Origin of the sequence: Halomicrococcus pelagicus (assembly GCF_051917725.1) — an archaeon.
Taxonomy (GTDB): domain Archaea; phylum Halobacteriota; class Halobacteria; order Halobacteriales; family Haladaptataceae; genus Halomicrococcus.
Map to the genome: position 1 here is coordinate 82,314 of NZ_JBQBLX010000003.1, position 23,870 is coordinate 106,183.

General features: G+C 68.9%; 25 protein-coding genes and 1 pseudogene. 16 read left to right on the forward strand and 10 right to left on the reverse strand.

Annotated elements, in window-relative coordinates:
• Nucleotides 1-260: 260 nt before the first annotated feature.
• Together ACTF4R_RS09680 and ACTF4R_RS09685 are read left to right on the forward strand one after the other, a co-directional pair.
• Nucleotides 261-968, forward strand: a complete 708-nt coding sequence (locus tag ACTF4R_RS09680; protein WP_440007647.1) for a class I SAM-dependent methyltransferase — start codon at nucleotides 261-263, stop codon at nucleotides 966-968.
• A gap of 60 nt (nucleotides 969-1,028) precedes the next feature.
• Entirely contained in the window at nucleotides 1,029-1,928 is a 900-nt protein-coding gene (locus ACTF4R_RS09685) for a glycosyltransferase family 2 protein (RefSeq protein ID WP_440007648.1), read from the forward strand.
• A 44-nt stretch (nucleotides 1,929-1,972) separates the two neighbouring features.
• Here ACTF4R_RS09685 and ACTF4R_RS09690 read toward each other — a convergent pair whose 3' ends face one another.
• Nucleotides 1,973-2,791: an amidohydrolase family protein gene (locus ACTF4R_RS09690; protein ID WP_440007649.1), complete on the reverse strand. Its 819-nt coding sequence runs from the start codon at nucleotides 2,789-2,791 to the stop codon at nucleotides 1,973-1,975.
• 120 nt (nucleotides 2,792-2,911) lie between these two features.
• On the opposite strand from ACTF4R_RS09690, the gene thsA reads away from it, so the two are divergent.
• Entirely contained in the window at nucleotides 2,912-4,510 is a 1,599-nt protein-coding gene (gene thsA / locus ACTF4R_RS09695; protein WP_440007650.1) for a thermosome subunit alpha, read from the forward strand.
• A 167-nt stretch (nucleotides 4,511-4,677) separates the two neighbouring features.
• Complete coding sequence (locus tag ACTF4R_RS09700; RefSeq protein WP_440007651.1) at nucleotides 4,678-5,025, forward strand: right-handed parallel beta-helix repeat-containing protein; 348 nt, start codon at nucleotides 4,678-4,680, stop codon at nucleotides 5,023-5,025.
• A gap of 31 nt (nucleotides 5,026-5,056) precedes the next feature.
• Here ACTF4R_RS09700 and ACTF4R_RS09705 read toward each other — a convergent pair whose 3' ends face one another.
• The gene (locus ACTF4R_RS09705; protein WP_440007652.1) at nucleotides 5,057-6,043 is read right to left on the reverse strand and encodes a WD40/YVTN/BNR-like repeat-containing protein; all 987 of its coding nucleotides are present in this window, start codon (nucleotides 6,041-6,043) and stop codon (nucleotides 5,057-5,059) included.
• A 316-nt stretch (nucleotides 6,044-6,359) separates the two neighbouring features.
• On the opposite strand from ACTF4R_RS09705, the gene ACTF4R_RS09710 reads away from it, so the two are divergent.
• The 6 genes from ACTF4R_RS09710 to ACTF4R_RS09735 all read left to right on the forward strand — a co-directional run bounded on the left by ACTF4R_RS09710 (nucleotide 6,360) and on the right by ACTF4R_RS09735 (nucleotide 11,648).
• Nucleotides 6,360-7,424, forward strand: coding sequence for a glucose 1-dehydrogenase (locus ACTF4R_RS09710; protein WP_440007653.1), 1,065 nt, complete (start codon nucleotides 6,360-6,362; stop codon nucleotides 7,422-7,424).
• Nucleotides 7,421-8,059, forward strand: a complete 639-nt coding sequence (gene gfcR / locus ACTF4R_RS09715; protein ID WP_433624911.1) for a transcriptional regulator GfcR — start codon at nucleotides 7,421-7,423, stop codon at nucleotides 8,057-8,059. Before ACTF4R_RS09710 ends, gfcR begins: the two co-directional genes overlap by 4 nt.
• Nucleotides 8,060-8,187: 128 nt before the next feature.
• A complete protein-coding gene (locus ACTF4R_RS09720) occupies nucleotides 8,188-8,532 on the forward strand; it encodes a glutaredoxin family protein (protein WP_113277088.1) in 345 nt (114 codons plus the stop codon).
• Between the two features lie 111 nt (nucleotides 8,533-8,643).
• Nucleotides 8,644-9,216, forward strand: coding sequence for a DUF7110 family protein (locus tag ACTF4R_RS09725; RefSeq protein WP_113277087.1), 573 nt, complete (start codon nucleotides 8,644-8,646; stop codon nucleotides 9,214-9,216).
• Nucleotides 9,217-9,343: 127 nt separating this feature from the next.
• Complete coding sequence (locus ACTF4R_RS09730) at nucleotides 9,344-10,120, forward strand: enoyl-CoA hydratase/isomerase family protein (RefSeq protein ID WP_440007654.1); 777 nt, start codon at nucleotides 9,344-9,346, stop codon at nucleotides 10,118-10,120.
• An 88-nt stretch (nucleotides 10,121-10,208) separates the two neighbouring features.
• On the forward strand, nucleotides 10,209-11,648 hold the full coding sequence (locus ACTF4R_RS09735) for a glycosyltransferase (protein WP_440007655.1): 1,440 nt from the start codon (nucleotides 10,209-10,211) through the stop codon (nucleotides 11,646-11,648).
• Between the two features lie 271 nt (nucleotides 11,649-11,919).
• Here ACTF4R_RS09735 and ACTF4R_RS09740 read toward each other — a convergent pair whose 3' ends face one another.
• The gene (locus ACTF4R_RS09740) at nucleotides 11,920-12,279 is read right to left on the reverse strand and encodes a hypothetical protein (protein ID WP_440007656.1); all 360 of its coding nucleotides are present in this window, start codon (nucleotides 12,277-12,279) and stop codon (nucleotides 11,920-11,922) included.
• 548 nt (nucleotides 12,280-12,827) lie between these two features.
• On the opposite strand from ACTF4R_RS09740, the gene ACTF4R_RS09745 reads away from it, so the two are divergent.
• The gene (locus tag ACTF4R_RS09745) at nucleotides 12,828-13,655 is read left to right on the forward strand and encodes a DUF8054 domain-containing protein (RefSeq protein ID WP_440007657.1); all 828 of its coding nucleotides are present in this window, start codon (nucleotides 12,828-12,830) and stop codon (nucleotides 13,653-13,655) included.
• Between the two features lie 34 nt (nucleotides 13,656-13,689).
• On the opposite strand, the pseudogene ACTF4R_RS09750 reads toward ACTF4R_RS09745, so the two are convergent.
• Nucleotides 13,690-14,355 (reverse strand): annotated as a pseudogene (locus ACTF4R_RS09750) (MFS transporter); the annotation flags it as partial.
• A gap of 103 nt (nucleotides 14,356-14,458) precedes the next feature.
• Here ACTF4R_RS09750 and ACTF4R_RS09755 point away from each other — a divergent pair.
• Both ACTF4R_RS09755 and ACTF4R_RS09760 read left to right on the forward strand, forming a co-directional pair.
• Nucleotides 14,459-15,694: an HAD family hydrolase gene (locus ACTF4R_RS09755; RefSeq protein WP_440007658.1), complete on the forward strand. Its 1,236-nt coding sequence runs from the start codon at nucleotides 14,459-14,461 to the stop codon at nucleotides 15,692-15,694.
• Between the two features lie 56 nt (nucleotides 15,695-15,750).
• Nucleotides 15,751-15,873, forward strand: coding sequence for a hypothetical protein (locus ACTF4R_RS09760; RefSeq protein ID WP_440007659.1), 123 nt, complete (start codon nucleotides 15,751-15,753; stop codon nucleotides 15,871-15,873).
• Here the strand turns inward: ACTF4R_RS09760 and ACTF4R_RS09765 are convergent.
• The 5 genes from ACTF4R_RS09765 to ACTF4R_RS09785 all read right to left on the reverse strand — a co-directional run bounded on the left by ACTF4R_RS09765 (nucleotide 15,870) and on the right by ACTF4R_RS09785 (nucleotide 20,676).
• Nucleotides 15,870-16,412 carry an NUDIX hydrolase gene (locus ACTF4R_RS09765; RefSeq protein WP_440007660.1) on the reverse strand — a complete coding sequence of 181 codons (543 nt, stop codon included), beginning with the start codon at nucleotides 16,410-16,412 and terminating at the stop codon, nucleotides 15,870-15,872. The genes ACTF4R_RS09760 and ACTF4R_RS09765 overlap by 4 nt on opposite strands.
• 112 nt (nucleotides 16,413-16,524) lie before the next feature.
• Nucleotides 16,525-17,076 (reverse strand): NUDIX hydrolase, encoded by a 552-nt coding sequence (locus ACTF4R_RS09770; RefSeq protein WP_440007661.1) that lies wholly within the window; start codon nucleotides 17,074-17,076, stop codon nucleotides 16,525-16,527.
• A 58-nt stretch (nucleotides 17,077-17,134) separates the two neighbouring features.
• Nucleotides 17,135-18,385, reverse strand: coding sequence for a M20 family metallopeptidase (locus ACTF4R_RS09775; RefSeq protein WP_440007662.1), 1,251 nt, complete (start codon nucleotides 18,383-18,385; stop codon nucleotides 17,135-17,137).
• Nucleotides 18,378-19,784, reverse strand: a complete 1,407-nt coding sequence (locus ACTF4R_RS09780) for an APC family permease (protein ID WP_440007663.1) — start codon at nucleotides 19,782-19,784, stop codon at nucleotides 18,378-18,380. The genes ACTF4R_RS09775 and ACTF4R_RS09780 overlap by 8 nt, the downstream gene beginning before the upstream one ends.
• Nucleotides 19,785-19,920: 136 nt before the next feature.
• The gene (locus ACTF4R_RS09785) at nucleotides 19,921-20,676 is read right to left on the reverse strand and encodes an inositol monophosphatase family protein (protein ID WP_433624935.1); all 756 of its coding nucleotides are present in this window, start codon (nucleotides 20,674-20,676) and stop codon (nucleotides 19,921-19,923) included.
• Between the two features lie 83 nt (nucleotides 20,677-20,759).
• Between ACTF4R_RS09785 and ACTF4R_RS09790 the strand changes: the two genes are divergently transcribed.
• Both ACTF4R_RS09790 and ACTF4R_RS09795 read left to right on the forward strand, forming a co-directional pair.
• Nucleotides 20,760-21,071 carry an MTH1187 family thiamine-binding protein gene (locus ACTF4R_RS09790; protein ID WP_440007664.1) on the forward strand — a complete coding sequence of 104 codons (312 nt, stop codon included), beginning with the start codon at nucleotides 20,760-20,762 and terminating at the stop codon, nucleotides 21,069-21,071.
• Between the two features lie 378 nt (nucleotides 21,072-21,449).
• Complete coding sequence (locus ACTF4R_RS09795; protein ID WP_440007665.1) at nucleotides 21,450-21,719, forward strand: DUF8113 family protein; 270 nt, start codon at nucleotides 21,450-21,452, stop codon at nucleotides 21,717-21,719.
• Nucleotides 21,720-21,760: 41 nt separating this feature from the next.
• On the opposite strand, the gene ACTF4R_RS09800 is transcribed toward ACTF4R_RS09795, so the two are convergent.
• Complete coding sequence (locus ACTF4R_RS09800) at nucleotides 21,761-23,542, reverse strand: aldehyde ferredoxin oxidoreductase family protein (RefSeq protein WP_440007666.1); 1,782 nt, start codon at nucleotides 23,540-23,542, stop codon at nucleotides 21,761-21,763.
• An 88-nt stretch (nucleotides 23,543-23,630) separates the two neighbouring features.
• On the opposite strand from ACTF4R_RS09800, the gene ACTF4R_RS09805 reads away from it, so the two are divergent.
• Nucleotides 23,631-23,837, forward strand: coding sequence for a hypothetical protein (locus ACTF4R_RS09805; protein WP_440007667.1), 207 nt, complete (start codon nucleotides 23,631-23,633; stop codon nucleotides 23,835-23,837).
• Nucleotides 23,838-23,870 lie beyond the last annotated feature (33 nt).

Here is a 23,870-nt window from a genome sequence, read left to right on the forward strand (position 1 = left end):
GGACGAGAAAGCCGTGCCGGCCGCGAGCGGGCCCCGAACTACTCGGGGTCGGGCTCCCAGACGAGCACCTCGTCGCCGTCCCGCCCGGACGTCGGGTCGGTCGCTCGTCGCGACCGACGGGCGATTCTGTATCGCGATATATGATTTATCGGCGGTCGCGTGTCGCCGCGACCGCCCCGGGGCTCCGGCTACACTCCCCCGGCGAGACGCATTCAGTACCATTTTATCCCCCCGGCGGAGTATTCCCGTGTGAGAGAAGCGTGAAGGGGCAGGAGTGGTATCAGGCCACGGAGGTCGCCGAGGAGTACGAAGAGAAGCGATTCTCTCGCGGGGGACGACTCATCGACCGGCGCGAGAAGCAAGCGGTGCTCGACGCGCTGGGGCCCGTCGACGAGAAGAACGTTCTCGAGATCGCCTGCGGCACCGGCCGATTCACGGTCATGCTCGCGGAACGGGGAGCGAACATCGTCGGCCTCGACATCTCCGGGCCGATGCTCCAGCAGGGGCGGCGGAAGGCGCGCAACGCGGGCGTCGCCGACCACCTGGAGTTCATGCGTGGCGACGCCGGTCGACTGCCGTTTCCGGACGACCACTTCGACGTCGTCCTGGCCATGCGATTCTTCCACCTCGCGGACACCCCCGCGACGTTCCTGAGCGAGATGCGTCGGGTCGCCAAGGAACAGGTCTTCTTCGACACGTTCGCCGGGCCGAGCACCCGGAGCCTCTACAACTGGCTGCTGCCGATGGGGTCCCGGCTCTACTCGCCCGACGACGTGGAGAAACTGCTCGACGAGACGGGACTCACGCTCGTCGGTGCCGAACACGACTGGGTGCTGCCGTACGGCTTCTACCGGAAGATGCCGGACAGCGTGGCGAGTCGCTTCCGCGACATCGACACGACCCTCGGCGAGACCCCGGTCGGCGACAGTCTCGCCTCGGTTTCCTACTGGAACACGGCGGTCGAGTGACCCCGAAGCAGTAGTACGGTCCCGGAGCGCTTTTACGGGTCGGGAATATGAGAGGGCGGTATGGATCTCTCCGTGGTGGTCCCCACGCTCAACGGCCGGGACCGTCTCCGCGCGTGCCTCGACGCGCTCGCCGAGCGCGTCCCGAACGCCGAAGTCGTCGTGGTCAACGGCCCGTCGGCCGACGGCACCACGGGGATGCTGCAGGAACGCGACGACGTGAGCGCGCTGGTCGAGGTGTCGGACCGGAACCTCAACGTGGCGCGCAACGCCGGTATCGCCGAGTCGACGGGCGACGTCGTCGCGCTGGTCGGCCAGGACGTGACCGTCGAGGAGACGTGGCGCGACGGCGTCGCCGCGGCGATGGACGACGGCGCGACGGTAGTGACCGGTCCCGTCCACCGGGCCGTCCGGGCGGGGATGACCACCGAGTCGGTCGAGACGCGGACCATCGCCGGCCGCGACGTGACCTACTTCGCCGGCGAGAACGTCGCGTTCGAGCGCGAGACGCTGGAATCGGTCGACGGCTTCGACGAGAACCTCCACACCGGCGGTGCGCGCGACTGCGCGCACCGACTCGCCGGCCAGGGCCGCGCGGTCACCTGGTCGTCGTCGGTCTGCGTCGAGTCGGGCGACGACGGCGAGGGCGTCGAGCGCGACTGGGGGACGAAGTACCGCGCGCTCGCCTACCGGATGGTGAAGAACTACGGCCCGCGGCTGACGGTGTTCCGACGGACGTTCCAGGACGCGCTCGCGGACGCCCGGTCGGTCGCCCGCGAGGTGGTCGCCGGCGACGCCGAACCGTCGCTGTGGTTCGGGGGTGGCAAGCAGGTCGTCGGGAGCATCGTGCTCGGCGCCGTAGACGGGTTGCGAGCGCGATTCGCCGACCGGAGCGAGTCGCGGAATCCCGCCGGACTCTCCTCCCGCTCCGACCGCGCCGTCGAGCGATACGACTGGCGCTGAGATTCGGACGGTACGCGAACAGCCGCGAGCGTCGAAACGGAGTCCTAGTTCTCGGGAGCGAGGCCGTCGACGACCCGGGAGGGGTTCCTGGAGAACACCTTCCGCATCGCGTCCTCGGGCACGTCCAGGGTGAGGACCTCCATGACGGCGACGTTCGGGTGGGCGCTGGGCGCGCCGCTGCCGAACAGCACGCGGTCGGGATGTTCCATGACGGCCCGTTCCAGCGGTTCGCGGTAGCGGACGAAACTCGTGTCGAGGTAGCAGTCGTCGTTGTCGGCCAGCAGGTCGATGGCGTCGTCCATCAGGTCGCGGTCGAGGGGGAAGCCGCCGAAGTGCGAGAGGACCACGGGGAACGACCGGTCGAGCAGCGTCTCGGCGGCCGACGCGGGCGGGAAGCCCCGTCCCGCGCGGACGAGCACGGGGAGGTCGACGTCCTCCAGTCGGTCGAGCACGTCGTCGGTCGGGAGGCCGTCGGAGACGGGGTCGAGTTTGAACCCGTGGAAGCGGTCGTCGTAGGCGTACTGTTCGACGTCCTCCGGCGAGGTGTGGTGGTCCTTGCGACGCGCGCCGAGGTTCCGGAGGCGGGCGGTCGCGCTGCCGGTCGGGTCCCGCGGACCGTCGATGCGGGCGAACGCGACGAACGGTCGGTCGACGCTCCGCCGGGCGACGGCGTTGTTCGCTTTCAGGTAGCTCTTCCCCTCTCGCGGGCCGGCGAAGACGACGGCCGCGACGACGCCCGCCTGGTGCATCTCGCGCTCCAGTTTCTCGGGCGAGATGGCTCGCCCGCGCGCCGTCACCGCATCGTCGAGCGTGAGTCGGGAGTGAACGTCGACGACGCGAAAGCGGTGCTCCAGTTCCAGCATCGACTCGTCTTTCTACCGTATCCCCGTTTGTAGTTATCGGTTAGAAGACGTGTGACTCGGCGTGACAGGGAGCAGCTGGATGGAAAGATATATATAGAATATCAAACATCGTTTAACACGATGTCAGGATCAGGTCAGGGACAGCGGCGCATGGGACGAGGTGGACGACCGATGTTCATCCTCAGCGAGGACAGCCAGCGAACGCAGGGCGAGGACGCCCAGTCGTCGAACATATCGGCGGGGAAAGCCGTCAGCGAATCGGTACGCACGACGCTCGGCCCCCGCGGGATGGACAAGATGCTCGTCACCGACGACGGCGACGTGACGATCACGAACGACGGGGCGACCATCCTGAACACGATGGACATCGAGCACCCCGCCGCTCAGATGATCGTCGAGGTCGCCGAGACCCAGGAGGAAGAGGTCGGCGACGGTACGACGACCGCGGCCGTGCTCGCCGGCGAACTGCTCGCGAAGGCCGAGGACCTCCTCGAACAGGACGTACACCCGACGACCATCGTCGAGGGGTACGCCCAGGCCCGCGGCATCGCCATGGACGTCGTCGACGACCTCACCCTGGAGGGCGACGTCGACGACGACCTCCTCCAGCAGGTCGCCGAGTCCAGCATGACGGGCAAGGGCACCGGCGACGTGACGACCGAGCGCCTCGCCGAGGTTGTCGTCGACGCCATCCGCCGCGCAGAGCGCGAGGACGGCGTCGACCGCGACGCCGTGCGCGTCCACACGCAGGTCGGCGCGAGTTCCAGCGCGACGGAACTGGTCGAGGGCCTCGTCGAGGACGCCGAGCCGGCACACAAGAACATGCCGCGCTCGGTCGAGGACGCCACGGTCCTCGCGACCGACGGCACCTTCGGCGTCCGCGAGACGGAGGTCGACGCGGAGTACACGGTCGAGGACGTCGACCAGCTCACGGCCGCGATGGACGCCGAGGACCGTCAGCTCCGCGAACTCGCCGACGCCATCGACGAGGCCGGCGTCGACGTCGTCTTCTCGCACTCCTCCATCGACGACCGCACCGCGGCGTATCTCGCCGAGAACGGTATCCTCGCGTTCGAGGACGTCGACGACGAGACGACGACCACCATCGCGCAGACGACCGGCGGCCAGCGCACCAGCAAGCCGGACGAGATAGAGGACGACGAACTCGGTCACGCCGACAGCGTCCGCGTGGAGAAGTACGACGACGACGACCGCGTGTTCGTCGAGGGCGGCGCGGAGGCCCAGACCGTCACCGTCTTCGTCCGCGGCGGCACCGAACACGTCATCGACGAACTCGAACGCGCCCTCGAGGACGCGCTGGACGTCGTCACCGCCGCCGTCGACACGGGCGGCGTCGTCCCCGGCGCGGGCGCGACCGAGATAAACCTCGCCTCGCGCATCCGCGACGAGGCCGCCGGCATCGAGGGCCGCAAGCAGCTCGCCGTCGAGGCGTTCGCCGACGCCGTCGAGGTGCTGCCCCGCACGCTCGCGGAGAACACCGGCATGGACCCCATCGACGCGCTGGTGGACCTGCGCGCCGCCAACGACGACGAGGAGGGCCGCGCCGGCGTCATCTCGACCGGCGAGACGGGCGAGATCGCCGACCCCGTCGAGAAGGGCGTGCTCGACCCGGCCGCCGTCAAGCGCGAGGCCGTCGAGAGCGCGACCGAGTCCGCGACGATGATCGTCCGCATCGACGACGTCATCGCCGCCGAGTGAGCCGGTCGACGCGGTCAGGGCCGGCTTAACCCGGTCGACGACCGGTCGGTCGCCGGTCGACGGCGTTCAGGCCCCGACTGTCCGGCGTAAGCCGACGCAGATTCGGCGTGAACGCCACTGAACCGACACCCGTCCTTTTTCCGGCCCCGGTCGAACGCCGGGACGCCATGCGAACGACGCGACGACTTCTCGTGACCGCACTCGCCTGCGCGCTTCTGCTCGGCGGCGGCGTCGCCACGGCGACGGCCGGCGGGGGCGGGGATACGACCAGAATCGGTAGCCAGCACATCACCATCAACGACGCGACGGTCACCGTCTCGGACACGACCATCTCGGGGGAGGGCCTTCCGAGCGCGACCGTCGAGGACCAGGCGTTCACCGTCGAGAAATCGAAGACCACGATAGACGGCGTGACGATAACCGTCGACGGCGAGACGTACGAGTTCGGCCGGACGACGATAGTGGTCGAGAACGTGGGCGTCCACCTCGAAGACGTGACGCTGACGGGAAGCTAACCGACCCCATCGAGGGTTCCTTTTCCGCTCGTCAGTCGACGACGGCCAGTCCGCGGACCGTCCGGCTCTCGAACGCCGCGGGCCAGTCGACCGACAGCCGCGACCACGTCGTCCCGGCGTCGCCGGTTCGGAACAGACCGCGATTGTTCGCGGCGTACGCCTCGCCCGCGTCCGACCCCGCCGCGAGCACGGCCCGGAGCACCCCCTCGCCGGTCGGCAGGCCGTCGAGGCGCGCCCACTCCTCGTCCCGTTTCCGGTAGACGTACGATTCGGCGGCGTCGGCGTTGTGCGCCGAACGAGGTCCGCTGGCGCTCGACAGGAGGACGGTGTCGGGGTCGCCGGGGTCGACGGCGACGCTCCAGCAGTAGCGGTGGCCCAGTCCGTCCTGGGGGTGGTCCCAGGTCGCGCCGCCGTCGTCGGTCTCGGCGTACCCGTCGCCTGCCGCCGCCCACGCGCGCTCCGGGACGTCGGGGTGGGTCGTCAGCGAGTGGTTGTCCCGGCGCGCGCCCGGGACGCGGTCCTCCCAGGTCTCGCCGCCGTCGCGCGTCTGGACCAGGCCACCGGCCTCGATGCCGACGTAGAGGTGGTCGGGGTCGTCGGGAGTCGGCTCTATCCACCGGACGTGGTGGGTGTGGGGCCGCGGCGGGAACGACCACTCCGACGCCGACGGCAGGTCGGTCAGCCCCTCCTTCTCCGTCCAGGTCTCCCCGTCGTCGCCGGAGCGGTAGACCGCACTGGGTTCCGTGCCGGCCCAGACCGTCCCGTCCGGGCCGACCGAAAGCGACGTCACCCGTTCGCCGACCGTCTCCTCGCCGACGCGCTCGAACGACTCGCCGCCGTCCGTCGACCGATACAGTCCGTCGTCGAAGGTGCCACAGAAGACCGTCGACCCCGTGGCGGCGACGCACTCCGGTTCGACCCCGTCGCCGTCGAGTCGCTGCCGGGCCGTCCACGTCCCACGGTCGTCGCGTTCGGCGACCAGCAGCGCCGCCCGCATCGCGGTGAACAGCGTTACCATAGGTCACGTACGACCGCTCGGAACGTGAATCTGTCCGTCCGTCGACCGGTGAGCGTGCGGACGGGGCGATGGAGGAGAGCGGCGATGGATGGCGAGACGCCGTGGTGAAGTAGCGATAGGACGGAGAGCGATGGAGTCCGGGGCGTAGCGGTAGACGAGAGGACAGGCGGAGCGGATGGTCGAGACGGCGGTTCTGACAGGCGTTCGGGTCGACGTGAGCGCCGACGCTGCGGACGGAAGGCGACCATCCGCTGCATTCGAACTATTTACTCGAAAAAGAATAAATCTTTTGCCCTCGCGGAGACGAGGGGGACGTATGGAAGCAGTCGCACTCCGACGGGGCGAGACGGCCCCCGAACTGATAGAGAAACCGCGGCCCGACCCGGACCCCGGGGAGGCACTGGTGCGGACGCTTCGCGTCGGCGTCGACGGCACCGACCACGAGGTCATCGCCGGTCGCCACGGCGAACTGCCGCCGGACGACGACCACCTCGTCCTCGGACACGAGGCCGTCGGCGTCGTCGCCGACCCGAACGGCACGGACCTCCGCGAGGGCGACCTCGTCGTTCCCACGGTCCGGCGACCGCCCTCAGACGGGCCGACGGAGTGGTTCGAGCGCGGCCAGCCCGACATGGCTCCGCCGGACGAGACCGTCGAGCGCGGCATCTCCGGCGCGCACGGGTTCATGAGCGAGTACTTCACCAGCCCGACCGAGTATCTCGTCACGATACCCGACTCGCTCGCGAAGTGGGGCTTCCTCGTCGAACCGGTGAGCATCTCCGAGAAGGCGCTGGAACTCGCCGAGGCCTCGCGGTCGGCGTTCGACTGGCGGCCCGAGTCGGCCATCGTGCTCGGCAACGGCAGCCTCGGACTGCTCACCCTCGCCATGCTCGACGACCGCTTCGAGCGCATCTACTGTCTCGGGCGGCGCGACCGTCCCGACCCGACCATCGACGTCATCGAGGACCTCGGCGCGACGTACGTCGACTCGCGGCAGACGCCGGTCCCCGAGATTCCGGACGTCCACGAACCGATGGACCTCGTCTACGAGGCGACGGGCTACGCGAAACACGCCTTCGAGTCGGTCGGAGCGCTCGCGCCGAACGGCGTCGCCGCGCTCCTGGGCGTCCCCGATTCGTGGACGTTCGAGGTCGACGGCGGCGACCTCCACCGGGAACTCGTGATGACGAACAAGGCGCTCGTCGGCAGCGTCAACTCCGGACGCCGCCACTTCGAGGCCGCCACGGAGACGCTGTCGGACATGCCGGCCTGGCTACTCGACGACCTCGTCACCGGCTCGTACGACGTGTCGGAGTTCGAACAGGCGTTCGAGGACGACGAAACGACAATAAAGACGGCGGTTAAATTCCACACTCAATGAAGAACGTAGACGACCTCATCGAAAGTGCGGCGGAACTGACCGAGCGCGGCCTCTCGAAAGGAGAGATAGCCGACGAACTGAACGTCTCGCGCGAGACGGCGAGCTGGCTGGTCGAACGCAGCGGGACGGCGGCCACGACCCCCGAACCGTCGGGCGGTCCGCACGACATCCACGTCGACTGGAGCGCGGTCGGTCGGGACAGCGCTCGCCTCGGGCACGTCGGCGCGGCGATGGCCGACCTGCTGTCGAAACACGGCGAGGACGTCGACCTCACCATCGGCATCGAGAAAGCCGGCGCGCCACTGGCGACGACGGTGGCGCGCGAGCTCGACACCGACCTCGGGACGTACGCCCCCCGGAAACACCAGTGGGAGGAGGGCGACATCGAGGAGTACGGCGAGTACGGCGGCAGCTTCTCGCGCAACTTCGCCCAGATCCGCGACCGCGACTGCTACGTCGTCGACGACACCATCACCAGCGGGACGACGATGACCGAGACCATCGAGGCCATCGAGGAGCAGGGCGGTAACCCGGTCGCCTGCGTCGTGCTCGCGGACAAGCAGGGCATCGACGACATCGAGGGCGTCCCCGTCTACTCGCTCGTCCAGGTCATCGGCGTCGGCAGCGAGGAGTAGTCGACGGCGTCGCCCGTCTCGAAGGAGGCTCACCGCCGTCCGAACCACCGTCTCACGCGCCGTCGAGCGCGGTCGACAGCGGTTGACGAGTCGCAACTTCTTTGCGTACGGGGGACGAACGTAACCGTATGACGTTCACGCCCGGCGAGCAACTGAGCGCGGAGGAAGTCCGCGAACGCGTCGACACGCTGCTCGAAGACGAGGACGTGGTCCTCTTCATGAAGGGGACGCGGATGATGCCCCAGTGTGGCTACTCGCGGCGTGCGGTCGAGTTACTCGGCAAGCACCGCGAGGAGGAGTTCGAGACGGTGGACGTGCTCGACAACCTCGAAGCGTACCGCGAGGCGCTGGAGCGCCACAGCGGCTGGGAGACGATTCCACAGACGTTCGTGAACGGCGAGTTCGTCGGCGGGAGCGACGTGCTGGCGGAGATGGACGAACGCGGCGACCTCGCCGAGACGCTCCGAACGTGAGGGGGTCGGACGGCCGGTCGCCGCGCGCGCGACCGGAAGGACAGACCCTATAAGTTCGGAACGCGTACAGTACCGTGAACAGCCGATGGGAGACGGACCACACGACAACAAATGAGTCAGGTATACCGACTGCACTCGACGCTCGAACTGCCGCTGGAAACTGTCTACGACTACTTCGAGGAGGACCCGAAGCTACCCGGCGAGATAGACAGCGTCGACATCACGCGACGGAACAACACGCTCATCATCAGCGCCGTCTCGACCGACGAGAGCATCAGCAAGTACACGCCGACGGCGCAGCTGAAGGCGAGCGTGAACGAGACGCGAGTGTTCACCGAAGAGGAAGAAGAGCGACGCAACAAGCCCCAGTGGGGCGACGAAGTCGAGGAGGAGGAAGAGCCGCTGGGCGAACTCGTCGAGATGGCCGCGTTCAAGGGCGACCGCGAGACGGTGCTCCAGAACAGCGCGCTCCAGTACCCCATGTTCGAGGTGCTCTGCAATCTCGCCCGACAGGCCGAGAAGGGGACGCTGACCGCCATCGCCGAGCGCAACGGCGAACTGGAGGCGACCCGCATCGTCGACGGTGAGGACCGCCCGTCGTCCATCGAGGTCGTCGAAGGCCCGAGCAACGAGAACTCCTCGGGCGGCGGCGTCGACTGGCGCGACAACAAGTTCATCAGCTGACGCGGCACCCCGACGTCCCGCGGTCTACGCTTCTCTCTCCGTTCTCGCAGTAACCGTGAGCGGCGAGTCCGTCGGTCGACGCTCGACCTCCAGAACGCTTACCTCGCCGCCGGACGACGCTCCCTCCATGCCAGAGTCGGACACGATTCGACTGGACGTCGAGGACGGCGTCGCCACGCTCACCGTCGACCGGCCGGACCGACTGAACGCGATGAACGTCGAGACGCTGACGTCGCTGAAGGAGGCGCTCGCGGAGGCCGAGGCGGCGGACGCCCGCGTGCTCGTACTGACTGGCGCGGGCGAGGACGCGTTCGTCGCCGGTGCGGACATCGGCTACATGCAGGACCTCTCGACGGCGGAGGCCCAGGCGTACGCGGAACTCGGCCACGAGGTGGCGGACGCCATCGAGACGTTCCCCGCGCCCGTCATCGCGGCCATCAACGGCTACGCCTTCGGTGGGGGCTGTGAACTCGCGCTCGCCTGCGACCTCCGGGTCGCCAGCGAGGACGCCGTGCTCGGCCAGACCGAAATCGACCTCGGCATCGTCCCCGGGTGGGGCGGGACCCAGCGCCTCTCGCGGCTGGTCGGCGACGAACTCGCACGCCGGCTGGTCTTCTTCGGCGAGCGCGTCGACGCCCAGGACGCCCACGAGATGGGGCTGGTCGGCGACGTCGTCGCCCACGACCAGCTGGACGACTACGTCGCGGAGATGGCGGACGACCTCGCGGCGAAGCCCGCGTTCGCGCTGGAGGCGGCGAAGGAGGCGCTGAACCAGGTCCACGAGAGCGACCAGACGGCGGGACTGCGCTACGAGCGGCGGCTCTGGAGTTCGCTGTTCGGCACGCACGACCAGCGCGAAGGGATGGCGGCGTTCGTCGAGGACCGGGAACCGGAGTTCGAGTAGTCCGTCTCCTCGGCATCCGCCCGAGAACTGTAGCACAAATTTAATTTAGCTCCGCTGGGCACGCCTATCCGAAGGAGATTCCAACGCTATGCCCTCCACAGTCGCAGTCGCTCACTATCCGGAAGGCGCGGGTCACGCGACGCGGATGGTCGCCATCGCGAACGCGCTCGAAGCGTCCGGAGCCGAGGTACTGATGGCCGGCGGTGGAGCGGGCACGGAGTTCGTCGCGCTGAACGGCTACGACGAGTTCGAACCCGCCGTCGTCGATTACGTCGACACCTACCAGGAGGGGTCGCTGGGCCGCGTCGTCTCGGAGAGCGTCCCCGCGAGCGCCGACCGGGTGACCGACTACGTCGGGTGGCTGCGCGAGACCGACCCGGACGCCCTCGTCACCGACGACATGTTCGCGGCGATGGCCGCCCAGCGCACGGGCACGCCGCTGTACGTGGTCAAACACGACGCGCCCGGCCTCTACCGGGACCGCCTCGAACGAACCGGGGCCGCGTTCCACACGAAGTTCCAGCTCGCGACGGCACGGGAGTTCTTCTACCCGGCCGTCTGGTCCCCCTCCGACATCGACCCCGCGAACGCGACGCGCGTCCCGCCGGTCGCGCTCGGCGGCGACGGGGAAGCGGTCGACGCCCCGGACGTCGTGCTCGTTCCGAGCTACTTTTCGGAGCTAGACCGCGTCGCCGACCTCCTCGAACGCCGGGGCTACGACGTTCTCGACGTGAGCGACGACGACTGGGAGCCGGTCCCGTCGCTGCTCCCCTACATCCGCGGTGCGGACGCCGTAGTCTGCTCGGGGTACTCGACCGTCATGGACGCCGCGGTCGCGGGGACGCCCTGCGTCGTCGTTCCGGCGACGGGCGAACAGGAGGCCGTCGCCGAGATGTTGGACCGGTCGGACACCGCCGGGTTCGCCGTGGCCGACGAACCGCTCGACGTTCTCGACGCGGTTTCGTCGCCGCCGGACGCGCCCGCCTACGAGAACGGCGCGGACGTCGTCGCGGAGCAGGTGCTGGACGACCTCCAGGAAGCGGAGGACGACGCATCGAGTCTGCGGGGGGTGGCGTCGGCGGCGCGGTCCAACCTCGTGGGGAGGGGCGAACGCGCCGCCGGCGCCTCCGTGGCCGCAGTGGGTCTCGCGGGGGTCGTCGCACAGCAAGTGGCCGCACGCAACAGCTACCTTCGCATCGAACGGTCGTTACCGACGTACGCGGGTGGCGTCAGCGAACTCTTCCTGGTCGCCGCCGTGGCCATCGTCGCCGTGGCGGCGCTCGGTGCGGCCGTCGACGCCGGACTCGTCCCCTCTATCCTCCTCGCCAGCGGTCCGGTGGTCGGCTGGGCGACCAACCACTGGGCGTCGGCGGTCGCGCCGCACTACGCGGTCACGTTCCCCCTGGAGATGGCCCTCCTCTACGGGGGCGTCCTCGGGACCGTCGGCTACGTCCTGGGAACCGGGCTGAGAGAACTGACGCCGTCGGTGCCGTGGGCGAGCGACCGGTTCGGTCGCCCCCGGACGTAACGGTAGTTAGCAGTACAGTCCCTTCGTTCGGACCCGTCCCCGCAACCGTCGGTAGAGACGGACCTGACTTCACCAGCGACACCCCCGTCCGAGTCCGTAGGTTCCCGGACGAGGACCCTCTCGCCAGTTCGGACAGAAGGTTCTCCGGTTCGATGCACGTTCGTCCAGTTCGGACATCTTCTCGGGATTCCGTCGTGCCTCGTCGCGGACGCTCTAACTATCGCCGGCTGGACTCGACCATCGTCGCATAAAAGCAAAACGAGAGGATCGCTTAGTAATGCTTCTTTTTCTTCTTCTTACCCTTCTTTTTCTTCTTCTTTTTCTTTTTCTTCTTTTTCTTCTTCTCCTTCTTCGAACACTTACCGAAGTGGTCGTACGGATGCTTCTTCCTGTGCTTCTTTGCCGCCTTCTTGGGCAAGTAGAGCGTCTTGCAGTTGTACCCTTTTCTGCCCGGCGGGCAGTGGCAGAGCGCCACTTTCTTTTTCGGGCCTTTTCCACCTTTACCGCCTTTGCCGCCTTTGCCGCCTTTACCGCCAGCGGCAGCCGTTCCCGCTATGCCGCCAGTCGCGGCGACAGCGGCGCTGGCTTGTAAGACGGAACGCCGTGATATCGTGGTCTCGTCTTCGGTCATGTCTTTCACACCTCTCTCGACGAGACGGTTAGCTCTCAGCTAACGCGTCTCAGGGCAGCAAACACTGGCACCCTACTTTGTTATTAATTCCGGACTAACTGACGCAGTATTAGTAATTGAGGATACCAGAGGGCCGCGCTGGAGCGAGAGCGGTAAATCGCCTCTTGTCCCGTACGTGAGACGGTGAGCTGCGTCGAACGTTCGTTTCCCGCCTTCGTTGGCGAGGAAGCGATTAGTTGGCTTCGAGTAGCGTCGATTACGGACGGTGATTCGAAACCGAATCGAGTTACCGCCCCGGTATCGAGGGTTACTCGGCGCCAGACGTAACTACAAGCACCCGTGGAATCCGAACTTCGAGTTCCACAAGATTTGACTTCCTATCGACCACACGGAACCTCTGGATGGACGCCGTAGGACGGGGAAAGAGCGATTGAAACGGAACCCGGAGCCTGCCCGGTCGTTTTCCGGCCGATTGCTCTCGAACTACCGTCCGTTGACCACCGGTAGCACGGCCAATAACAAAACGTGAACTGACCGTGGAGGCTCCCATGAGAACGGGCGCTCGATCCGTCCTGTCCGACCTTCGCCGGCCCGAGTACACCGGCGAGAACCGTTGTACGCCGTGTACCGTCGTGAACGTGGCTATCGCACTCGGTATCAGCACCGTCGTCGCACTCTTCGCACCGCTGCTGGCCCCGGTTGCACTCGGCCTCTGCCTCGCCGCCATCTACCTGCGGGGCTACCTCGTGCCGGGGACGCCGGAGTTGACCGAACGCTTCTTCCCGGATCGCGTCCTCCGGTGGTTCGACAAGGCCCCGAACCGGACCGACGTCACGCTCATCGGAGCGCCGGACGAAGGGGCAGCGATCGACTCCGAACCGATACTCCGCGACGCGGACGTACTCGAATTCACACCCGACGGCACGGATCTCCGACTCACCGACGAGTTCCGGAACGAATGGCGCGAACGCGTTACCGCCGTCCGCGAAAGCGAGTACGACCCCTCCCTCGCTCGGCTGCTCGGCACAGCCGAGGACGTCGACCCCGATGCACTCGACGTTCGAATCGACGAACCCGCGGCCACGGTGCTTCGGGACGGGACGCCGGTCGCCGTCTGGCCCTCGGAGGCAGCGCTGGTCGCCGACGTGGCTGCTGGCCCGTTGCTCCGCGAGCGACTCCCTCGGTGGGACGCGTGGGACCTCGGTGACCGGGGGCAACTCCTCCACGCGGTGCGGGTGTTCCTGGAACGATGTCCGAACTGCGACGGCGAACTCGCGTTAGCGGAGGAGACGGTGGAGTCGTGTTGTCGAACTGCCGAGGTCGTCACGCTCACCTGCCGGGCGTGCGACACCCCGGTTCTCGAAGTCGCGGTCTGAACCGGGCGGTGAGCGACGGACCGTCCGTCGACCGTCGCAGCGAGACGGAGAGGTCCTCGCCCGCGCTCGCCTCCGTGCGCTCGGGGTCGCTGACGAGGAGGGTGTACGAGCAGGTAGCTGACGAGCGCGCCGACCGCCGCCACGTAGAACGCGGCTTCGAACCCGCTGACGGCGAAGCCGCCGAGCGAGTACGGCCCGAGTTCCACCACAGACCCGGCGGCGATGGGCCCCGTGCCGAAGCCGAGCAGGCGAAACGTGTCGAAGACGCCCATGTTGCCGCCCTGGTGTCTGTCGTCGCGAGTTCGTTCACCAGCGCGATGGTGCAGGGGATGGTGAACGCGACGCCGACGCCCTGGAGGGCGCGAACGACGGTGAGCGAGAGGTACGTCCCCGCGAACGCGTAGGCGACGTTCGTCACGACGAGAACGGCGAGGCCGAAGAGGATGAACGCCTTGCGCTTGCCCGTCCGGTCTGAGAGCCGGCACGCGAACGGCTGCGTGAAGCTGTTGAGGAAGCCGAACAGCGAGAGGACGACGCCGGTGACCATCGTCTGCGTGAGGCCGAACGCCGACCCCGAGACGGCTCCCTCGGCGATGGACACCGGGAGGACGACGATGAGGAAGGAGTTGCCGACCACGTCGGCCATCCGGGCCAGCGCCAGCGCGAGCACTCGCCGGTCCGTCTCCAGCAACGACGACATCTCGGTTTGAAGCACGCCACCCGCGAAGAAGACGATTGTGATGGCGGGGGCGGAAACTGTGACGGCCCCCGAGCTTTATCCCCGAGAGCGACCCACTACCGCCATGGAACGGTACGACGCGCTCTTCCGCCTCTACGACGAGTTCGACACGGACACGCTGCGAGCCTACAAGGACTTCGTGGACCTGTTCCCGCCCGTCGACTCGCGGGTCGCGCTCGACCACTGGCAGTCGGCCAGCGACGACATGGAGGAACGGAAAGACGCCATCCGGGACGCCTTCGACGCGGGCGAGACGTACGCCGACGTGGCCGCGCACGCGACCCGCGACCAGGCGTTCACGGCGCTCGACCTGTACAACTCCCACGAGCGCCCGGTGAACGCGCTGGTGCTCGACGTGGACGAGACGCTGCGCTCCGCCGGCGGGACGGACAACGAGATACCACGGGAGACGCTGCACCTGCTCACGGAGTTCCACGAGCGCGGCGTCCCCATCGTCGTCTGCACCGGCCAGACCCTGGAGAACGTCAAGGGCTTCGCCATCCAGGGACTGGGCAACGAGCTGGTCCACTCCGGCGACGTGAGCATCGTCTACGAGGCCGGGACGGGCGTCTTCACGCCCGGTCACGGCGCGGACACGAAGCGTCTGCTGTACGAGGACCTGGACGAGGAGATTCGCGACACCTTCGACGAGATACGGTCGCGCGTGCTCTCCGACGCCCCGGACGAGTTGCGCCGGTGTACCCACCTCCAGGGCAACGAGTTCAACGTGACCATGAAGCCGAACTTCGAGACCGGCAGTCCGGACGCGGTGGCGGTCATCGACGACGCGCTCGTCCACATGCTCAACTTGCTCGGCGAGACGGTCGCCGGCGAGGAAGCGACGGCCGGCCCCGACTGGGCGCGCGCCCACTACGCCGCCGAGGACCCCGAGATACGGGGCGTCCTGGAGAGCCGGGGCGACACCGCGGACTGCGACCCGGCGGACGTGCCCGAGGACGTCCGATCCACCTTCGAGCGCGTCGACGTGGCGTACTACGAGGGCGACGCCGCAGAGATCGGTAGTCTGGAACTGAACAAGGTGGTCGGCGTGGAGGCCGCGCTGGAGGTGCTGGGCGTCGACGACCCCTTCGCGCTCGTGATGGGCGACAGCAAGAGCGACCTCCGGGTCATGGAGTGGGTGGCGGAGCACGACGCCGGCATCGCGGCCGCGCCGGAACACGCCTCCCGCGACGTGCTCGACCACGTCATCCGGACGGACGAACTCATCTTCGACCGGGGCAAGGCCGGCGACGTGCTCCGGGCCGTCTACGCGCTCGACCGCCTCGCCAGCCTCGGGTGAGTCGGCGGAGCCCGGAGAACGTTTTAGTGGCTCGCGCCCGTATCTCCGTACTCGATATGGGTAGCAAGGTACCAACCCACATGGCGTTCCCGGGCGACGAGGAGCGGGAGGAGCGCGACGACGAGACGGCCGGTCGCCGCGCGCCGATGCTCCGGGCGGTCTGTAAGGGCAGGCGCTAGAGCAGGTCCTCCTCGCGGGCGAGCAGCAGCGGCGTGAGCGTCCACCCGTTCGCCGGTTCCCCGCGGGCCGTCTCGATGGCCTCGTCTACCGGCACCGTGACGACGTCGACGAACTCGCCCTCGTCGGTGTCCTGCTCGCCCGGCGTCAGTCCATCGGCGAAGACGACGCCGCGCTCCTTGCGGAGCCAGCCCTCCGAGTAGTAGCGCTGGAGCAGTTCGACGTCGGCAGCGCGGTAGCCCGTCTCCTCCCGGAGTTCGCGCCGGCCCGCTTCCTCGAAGGACTCGCCCGGGTCGACGGCACCGACCGGACAGGACCGGAACCGCTCGCGCTGGCGCGGCCGGTACTGTTCGACCATCACCACCGCGCCCTCGTGGACCGCGACGATGGAGACGGAGTCGTCGGGCGAGAGCCAGTAGTAGTTCGCGCGCTCGCCGCCCGGTCGCTCGACGCGGTCGTAGCCCGCGTCGAAGTACTCGGTCTCCCAGGTGACCGTCGAGTCGTGGACCGGCCACTCCGCCTCCCGCTGGTCGTCGGTCATGCCGACTCCCGTCCGCGCGTGGCCCAAGTCGGTTCCGGCCTCTCGCGGTCGCGTTCCCCGGACGCCGGCAGTGTCGGCGCGAACGTCCGGCCGCCGGGCGGTTCCTCCCGGTTCACAGCAGCCCCTCCTCGCGGGCGAGCAACAGCGCCTCGATGGTGGCGTCGTTCGTCGGGGGCTCGCGCGCGGCCGAAAGCGCCTCGTCGACCGGTAGCGTGCGGACCGAGAGGAACTCGTTGTCGTCCAGGTCGCGCTCGACGGGCGTCAGCCCCTCGGCGTAGACGATGCCGCGCTCGTGGCGCAACACGCCGGTCGCCACGTCGAAGCGCTCCAGCAGCGCGAGACCGTCCGCGTCGAACCCCGTCTCCTCCCGGAGTTCGCGCCGGGCCGCCTCCGTGTAGGACTCCCCGTCCTCGACGATGCCGGCGGGGCACTCCAGGCAGGTCTCCCGGACGGTGGGGCGGTACTGCTCGACGAACACCACCTCGTCGGCGGCGTGCGCGAGGACGACGACCGCGGGCGGCAGTTCCGCCCAGTAGTACTTCTTCGTCGAGCCGTCCGGCTGTTCGACGAGGTCGTAGCCGCCGGTGTACCAGCCCGTCTCGTACTCGACCCGCGATTCGAGAACCGGCCAGTCGTGGTCTGAGTGGTCCGTCTCGTCGCTCATGGACGCGTGTACTCGCGCGGAGAAGTAAAGGCGTGAGGCCGAGACGGGTCGGTCCCGCTCAGCCCACGAACCGCCGGGCCCCCTCGGCGACGATGCGGGCGGTCTCGACCACCTCGTCGGTGTAGACGAACTCGCCCGCGCCGTGGATGTTCTCGCCGTCCGGGCCGACGATGACGGTCGGCAACTCGGCGCGGTGACCGAGGTAGTTGAAGTCGCCGACGCTGGCGAAGTAGCCGTACTCGGGGTCGGCGCCCGCGACCGAGCGCGTCGCGTCCGCGAGCGCGCCGACGAGCGCGTGGTCCGGGTCGGTGACGTAGGGTCCGTAGACGATACCGGGGTCGGGAGCCTCCCTGAAGCCGACCTCGACCTCGCTCTCGACGTCGAGGGACGCTATCGCGGCCTCGGCCTGCTCGCGCACCAGGTCCTCGTCCTCGCCGGGGACGACGTGACGGTCGACCATCAGGCGGGCGCGCTCGGGCACCGAGAGCGTCTGGCTACCGCCCTCCAGCATGAGTGGGCAGACGGAGCCGTCGCCGAGTTTCGGATGCGAGCCGACGTCCATCTCCGAGAGCGCCTCCGCGACGCGCCCGGCGTCCACGACCGCGTTGACGCCCTCGTTTGGCTGTGAGCCGTGCGCGGCGCGACCGCGGACCTCGACGTCGTAGAGGAATCGGCCCCGGGCCCCGAGCAGAAGCGCGGGGTTGTCGACGTCCTCCTGGGCGAGGATGGGTCCCGGTTCGGTGACGACGGCGGCGTCGCAGTCCTCGACGCGGCCGTCCCGGATGAGCCGGTCGGTGCCGAGGCCGTACGGCCCCTCCTCGTCCACCACGGCGGTCAGCACCACGTCGCCCGCGAGGTCGGCGTCGGCCAGCGCGTCGAACGCGACCATGACCGCCGCGAGGCCGCCCTTCATGTCGCAGGCCCCCTGGCCGTACAGTTTGCCGTCCTCGATGCGACCCGAGCAGGGGTCTTCCTCCCAGTCCTCGACGAGTTTCACGGTGTCCATGTGGGCGTTGAGGAGCACGGTCGCCGCGTCGGGGTCGCTCCCCTCCAGTCGCGCGACGACGTTGTCGCCCTCGTACTCCGTGATGTCCGGCTCGCTGACGTGGTGGTACTCCGGGTCGAGGTCGCGGGCGTCGAGCCACTCGTAGACGAACTCCGCGAGGTCGTGCTCCTCGAAGTACGGCGAGGGGATGCGGACCATCTCCTGCAGGAGGTCGATAGTCTCGTCGGCGTCGACGGCGTCCGCGACCGCTCCTGCCCCGCCCCCGACCGCGGATCCCTCGTCCGTCGCGGCCCCGTCAGTCATCCGAGGGACCTCCCCGGACGGTCGGGTCCTCGCGCTCGTCGCTCGCGACGCCCGGCAGCGTGTCGAGGATGGCACCGACGTCGGTCCCGCGCTGCTGGCCGAGATACCAGTAGACGGAGAAGACGACGACGCCGACGGCGAGCCACGGGACGTAGATGCTCAGCGACCCCTTGTACGCCTCGGTCAGGAGTCCCGCGGCGCCGAGGCCGCCGACGACGCCCGTCACGGGGGTGAGCCAGCCGTAGTCGAAGCCGGCCTGTTCGACGAGGTCCGAGCGGTTCCAGCGCACGTACAGCAGTGTCACCGACACCGCACAGTAGGCGATGAGGTAGCTGAACGTGGCGATGGCCAGCGCCTGGCTCAGTCCCGTGCTCCAGAACGTCAGTCCCGCGGCGACGACGTACAGCGTCAGCAGCGACCAGTGCGGCGTGCCGAACCGGTCGTTGGTGGCCGAGAACTGCTTCGGGAACACCTCGTCCCAGGACCACGAGTACGGCATCTTGATGCCGGCGGCCATCACGGCGTGGACGCTGGAGGCGGTGGCGAGCAGTCCGCCGAACGCGACGACGGCGGTGGCGCTGTCGCCGAGGAACGCCTCCGCCGCGGTCGCCAGCGGCCGGTCGGAGTTCGCCAGCACGGTGTAGTCGCCGACGACGCCGTAGATGACGGCGGCGGTCCAGATGTAGAGGACGATGAGCACGAACGTCCCGCCGACCATCGCCAGCGGGAGGTTCCGGGAGGGGTTTTTCACCTCCGCCCCCATCTGGCCCGCGACGGCGATGCCGATGTACGCGTAGAACAGCGGGACGGCGGCGGCGACGAACCCGTCGAACCCGCCCGTGAAGAACGGCTGGTAGTTCGCCGGGTCGACGCTGAACGACCCGGGGATGACGAGCACGAGGATGGCCAGCATCAGCACGGCGAAGATGGCGTTCTGGCTGACGCTGTACTCCTTCGTGCCGACGATGTTGACGAGAAAGAGGACGGTCAACAGCGCGAATCCGGCTATCTTCGGGTCGACGGCCGGATAGAACACCTGGAGATAGCTACCGAAGCCGAGCGCGAGCACCGCGTCGGCGGCCATGTACCCGAGCCACTTCGACCACGTCACGAGGAAGCCCGGCAGCCGACTGTCGAACGTCCGGGAGACGTAGGCGTACGACCCCGCGGCGGCCGGGAAGATGGTCGCCATCCAGCTGTAGTTCACCGCGATGCTCATCGCGAGGATGCCCGACAGCACGACCACGAGGATGACGCTCGGGCCGGTCGTGCTGCTGGCCGTCCCGAGCGTGACGAACAGTCCGGCCCCGAGCGTCCCCGCGACGACAGTACTCATCGCGCCGAACAGTCCCATCTCCCGTGCGAGGCTGTTTTCGTCGCGCCCCTGTTGGGATGACATATGGTATCACAGGACGACACTCGCGCTTAATCCCCGTCCCTAGCATAGTTGGTCGCCGCGCGACGCTCGTCGTCCGACCCGCTACCGGCCGCTCGCGGCGGTCGCTCCCGCCCCGACCGAACCAGTGTCGACGTACTCACGTCAGCGCGTCACACAGGCCGTCGAGCGACGCCTCGCTCCCGGCGGCGACGAACAGGTCGCCCTCGCGGTGGCAGTGCGCGCCGCTCTCCGCCGCCAGCAGCCAGCCGGCGTGTTGCTCGATGGCGTCGGGGTGGAAGGCGACGACCGCCTCGATGTCGCCCCGGGCGAGCAGTCCCCAGTCGAGCGCGGGCGCCCAGCTCTCCCACACTCGCTTGCACCGGCCGGCGAGCGCGCCCTTCAGCTCCTCGCTGCGGGCTCGCAGGTCCGCGTCCTCGACCGCGTCGAGGCCGACGACGAACGCCACCGTCGCGCCGTCGAGCGGCACGTCGCTGTCGGCGCGGGCCGGGCCGCCGTCGTAGGTCGCGCCCTCGCCGCGGCGCGCGACGTAGGTGTCGTCGTGAAGCGGGTCGTGGACCACGCCGAGCACGGGGTCGCCCTCGTGGAGGAGCGCGACCGCGGTGCCGAAGTAGGGGATGCCCGCACAGAAGTTGTTCGTCCCGTCCAGCGGGTCGACTATCCAGCGGTACGGAGCGTCGCCGTCCCGTTCGCCGGACTCCTCGGCGTAGACCGCGTGGTCGGGATACGCGGTCGTGAGAACGTCGAGCGCCCGGCGTTCGGCCCCGCGGTCCGCCTCGGCTTTCACGTCCCTGGGGCCGTAGTCGGCGGTCGTCTCGGCTCGCTCGAACTCGGCGACGAGATACTCGCCCGCCGCCTCGCAGGCCGCCACTGCGGCCTCTCCGAACGCGTCCATGTCCGGAGGTCGAAGCGCGACGGAAAAACCGTTCGGGTTTCGGAGCCCGTAGAGTTAGGCCGTCGGAGACACGAGGTCGGACCATGACAGTCATCGCACTGCTGAGCGTCGCGCCGGTCGTCGAAGACAGCATGGCCGAGGAGGTCGCGGAGGCCGTGGCCGCCCTCGACGAGTTCGACGTCTCCTACGAGACGAACCCCATGGGGACCGTCGTCGAAGCCGACGACGTCGACACGCTGCTCGACGCCGTCGCCGCCGCCCACAAGGCCGTCGACGCGGACCGGGTGAGCACCTTCCTGAAGATAGACGACAAGCGGACGACCGACGAACGCGCCCGCGAGAAGGTGGACGCCGTCGAACGCGAACTGGGGCGGGAAGCGAAGCGCGAGCGGTGAGGTGAGCAGGAGCGACCGCCGCCGGTTCCGTAGAATCCCCTCGTCGATGCCGATCGCGGCCGTCGACCCGTCCCCGATGCGAATCGACCGTCCGTGGCGACGGGACTCGAGGAGTCGCCGTCTCAGAACGGCGGTTCGAGGGCCGGCGCGTCCCGCCGCACGTACCGTCCCAGTACGAGCGCGACGACGAGAACGGCGACGAGGAACGCAATCGACCGGATTCGCGTCATCGGTCGACCGTGCGAGGTCCAGCAACTAATACTTCCGCGTCGCGGTCCGCACCAGCGAGCGGGGAACGCGACGACCTCGCGCGACGAGACTGCGCGCCGACGGCGGCCATCGAAGGGTTGAGGGAGCGCCGTTCCGTTCTCCGGGACGATGGAAGACCCCCAGTTCGAGGAGCTTCAGGAACGGGCTGCCGAAGCGGTCACCGGGGACGAACTCGTCTCGGTGTACGCCGGACTCGTTCGCGAGGACGGTCAGCACGAGTACTACTTCGGGAACGACGTCGAGGACGAGGAGCTACGGGAGACGGCCACCGTCCAGTTGGGGATGATGCTCCGGGTGCTCGCGGACCGCTCCGACAGCACCGTCGAGGAGATTACCGAACTCGCCGCCGAGCGCGCCGAGCAGATGCAGCTTCGGTGAACCGACTCGGTTCGTGGCGAGCCGCTCGTCGCGCCCGCGACTCACCGAACCGGTGACGTGCCGGGGTCGTCGAGGGGAGTCCGGTCGTCGACGACGTCGTCCAGGTCGAGTCGGGCGAGCGTCTCGGCGAGCGGGCGGCCGTTCGGTCCCCACCCCCTGGCGGCGTAGTACCGGTCGAGCGCCCGCTCGAAGTCGTCGGGGTCGATGCGGCCACCCTCGCCGGTGGGGAGCGGCTCTCGGAAGGTGACCGGAAGGTCGTCGTCCGTCCTGTCGAACCCCTCCCGGACGTTGAACAGTCGGACGAGCGTCCAGACCCGCTCGCCGAGTCGATACAGGTCGTCGGGGTCGTACTCCCGGCCGAGGGCGGTCAGCCACTCGGCGCCCAGGTCGTCGAACGTCTCGCCGAGGAAGTCGTCCGCCGGGAGGCTCCAGAGCACCGACCGGACGTCCTGTGCGGTCGTGACCGCCCCGACCTGCTTTTCGAGCGACCACTCGCCCTCGAAGACCTCCTCCTCGAACGGTCGCGCGCGGCGGTGACAGCCGCCGCGGTCGCTGGTCGCGTAGGCCAGCGCCATGCTGCCGGCGCGCCGCGGGTCGTAGGACGGCACGGCCATCGACTTCACGGTGGGCAGGAACTCGTCGCCGCCGTACCGGTCGGCGGCGACGGCGACGCCGTCGGCTAGCGCGTCCGCGACCGGATCCTCGCGGGTGGCGATGCGTTCCAGCAGTGCCGTCGCCGCGTCGGCATCGCCGAACGACACGTCGAGGTCGACGTGCCCGGCGTCGGCGGCGCGAATCGCCCAGGCGACGGCGTTGCCGGCGCTGATGACGTCCATTCCGAGGCGGTCGCAGCGGGCACCCAGCGACGCGACGTCGTCGAAGTCGTCGATACCGAGGCCGGCGCCCAGCGTCATCGCGGTCGCGCCGCGCGGAACGGTCTCCCCGTCGTCGGTCTCGACGCGGAACCCGCCGGGACGGTCGCCGTCGGCGTACTCTCGCTCGACGGCCGCCTCCTTGGCGGCCTCGATGCCGATTGCCTCGCTCCCGTCGAACTCCGTGGTCTGCCACCCCCGCGCCGCGAGCAGACCGGTCTCGTCGGCGAAGTCGAGGCTCTCGATGGTCGCCCCTGCGGCCAGCCACCGGCCGGTGTCGTGTTCACGGTACGTCTCGGCGTACTCCTCGCGGAGCCGCGCGAGGTCCCCGGTCGGTTCTATCGGGGCGCCGCGCACCGCGACCGCCTTCAGGTTCTTGGCACCCATCACGGCTCCCGCGCCGCCCCGACCGGCGTGGTGGTCGCCGCCGTCGGACGCGATGGTCGCGTACCTGACCGTCGCTTCGCCCGCCGGACCGACGCACGCGACCGCGTGGTCGGGAAACGCCGCCGCCACCTCCTCGGCGTCACCGCCGGCGAGGTCGGCGGCGGAGACGACCGTGGCGTCGCCGTCACGCACTCGAATCGCGACGGGCGCGTCGGCGCGCCCCGTGACGAGCAGTCCGAGACAGTTCGGGAGGGCGCCAGCGAGGCGGGCGGGGAAGCTCCCGCCGGCGTAGGAGTCGAGGAAGCCGCCGGTCAGCGGCGATTTCGTGACCGCGGCGTACCGTGTCTCTCCGGGGAGATACCCCGAGAGCGGACCGAGCACGAACCCGAGCACGTTGTTCGGTCCCAGCGGGTCGGTTCCCGCGTCGAGTTCCTCGTACAGATAGCGGGCACCGAGACCCTTGCCCCCGAGAAACCGTCGCCGCCACCGCTCCGGTACCCGTTCGCGGCGGACGGTTCCGGTCGAGAGGTCGACCCGGAGTACGTGGTCGCGAGTCTGGGTCACGTTCGTCCCCTACGGACGGTTCCGACAAGAGTGCACGGGCGGACGTTCCGGCCCGAATCCATATCCGCTATCGAGGACAAGGGCGCGTGTGAGCGAAGAACGCACGCGGTCGACCCGCGTCAGAACCCTCGCCGTGGCGACCCTCCTGGTCGTGGCAATCGGCGGAGCGGCGTTCCGGGCGTGGCGCGAACGGGCACCCCTGGCACGGTCGTATCGACGCGCGGAGCAGCGCTCGGACGAAGAACGCGACGGCGGCCCGAACCCCGAGCGCGAACCCGGCACGGACCCGGTCTGAGAACCACCCACGACGGACGCGCCCCGCCGTCCC

Bases quoted from the DNA above. Each gene is read 5' to 3' on its own strand.
- ACTF4R_RS09690 (WP_440007649.1), bottom strand. From the start codon at position 2,791: ATGCTGGAACTGGAGCACCGCTTTCGCGTCGTCGACGTTCACTCCCGA.
- ACTF4R_RS09685 (WP_440007648.1), top strand. From the start codon at position 1,029: ATGGATCTCTCCGTGGTGGTCCCCACGCTCAACGGCCGGGACCGTCTC.
- ACTF4R_RS09765 (WP_440007660.1), bottom strand. From the start codon at position 16,412: ATGACCGACGACCAGCGGGAGGCGGAGTGGCCGGTCCACGACTCGACG.
- ACTF4R_RS09725 (WP_113277087.1), top strand. From the start codon at position 8,644: ATGAGTCAGGTATACCGACTGCACTCGACGCTCGAACTGCCGCTGGAA.
- ACTF4R_RS09710 (WP_440007653.1), top strand. From the start codon at position 6,360: ATGGAAGCAGTCGCACTCCGACGGGGCGAGACGGCCCCCGAACTGATA.
- ACTF4R_RS09735 (WP_440007655.1), top strand. From the start codon at position 10,209: ATGCCCTCCACAGTCGCAGTCGCTCACTATCCGGAAGGCGCGGGTCAC.
- thsA (WP_440007650.1), top strand. From the start codon at position 2,912: ATGTCAGGATCAGGTCAGGGACAGCGGCGCATGGGACGAGGTGGACGA.
- ACTF4R_RS09720 (WP_113277088.1), top strand. From the start codon at position 8,188: ATGACGTTCACGCCCGGCGAGCAACTGAGCGCGGAGGAAGTCCGCGAA.
- ACTF4R_RS09775 (WP_440007662.1), bottom strand. From the start codon at position 18,385: ATGACTGACGGGGCCGCGACGGACGAGGGATCCGCGGTCGGGGGCGGG.
- ACTF4R_RS09730 (WP_440007654.1), top strand. From the start codon at position 9,344: ATGCCAGAGTCGGACACGATTCGACTGGACGTCGAGGACGGCGTCGCC.
- ACTF4R_RS09755 (WP_440007658.1), top strand. From the start codon at position 14,459: ATGGAACGGTACGACGCGCTCTTCCGCCTCTACGACGAGTTCGACACG.
- ACTF4R_RS09790 (WP_440007664.1), top strand. From the start codon at position 20,760: ATGACAGTCATCGCACTGCTGAGCGTCGCGCCGGTCGTCGAAGACAGC.
- ACTF4R_RS09770 (WP_440007661.1), bottom strand. From the start codon at position 17,076: ATGAGCGACGAGACGGACCACTCAGACCACGACTGGCCGGTTCTCGAA.
- ACTF4R_RS09745 (WP_440007657.1), top strand. From the start codon at position 12,828: ATGAGAACGGGCGCTCGATCCGTCCTGTCCGACCTTCGCCGGCCCGAG.
- ACTF4R_RS09760 (WP_440007659.1), top strand. From the start codon at position 15,751: ATGGGTAGCAAGGTACCAACCCACATGGCGTTCCCGGGCGACGAGGAG.
- ACTF4R_RS09780 (WP_440007663.1), bottom strand. From the start codon at position 19,784: ATGTCATCCCAACAGGGGCGCGACGAAAACAGCCTCGCACGGGAGATG.
- ACTF4R_RS09740 (WP_440007656.1), bottom strand. From the start codon at position 12,279: ATGACCGAAGACGAGACCACGATATCACGGCGTTCCGTCTTACAAGCC.
- gfcR (WP_433624911.1), top strand. From the start codon at position 7,421: ATGAAGAACGTAGACGACCTCATCGAAAGTGCGGCGGAACTGACCGAG.
- ACTF4R_RS09785 (WP_433624935.1), bottom strand. From the start codon at position 20,676: ATGGACGCGTTCGGAGAGGCCGCAGTGGCGGCCTGCGAGGCGGCGGGC.
- ACTF4R_RS09795 (WP_440007665.1), top strand. From the start codon at position 21,450: ATGGAAGACCCCCAGTTCGAGGAGCTTCAGGAACGGGCTGCCGAAGCG.
- ACTF4R_RS09700 (WP_440007651.1), top strand. From the start codon at position 4,678: ATGCGAACGACGCGACGACTTCTCGTGACCGCACTCGCCTGCGCGCTT.
- ACTF4R_RS09705 (WP_440007652.1), bottom strand. From the start codon at position 6,043: ATGGTAACGCTGTTCACCGCGATGCGGGCGGCGCTGCTGGTCGCCGAA.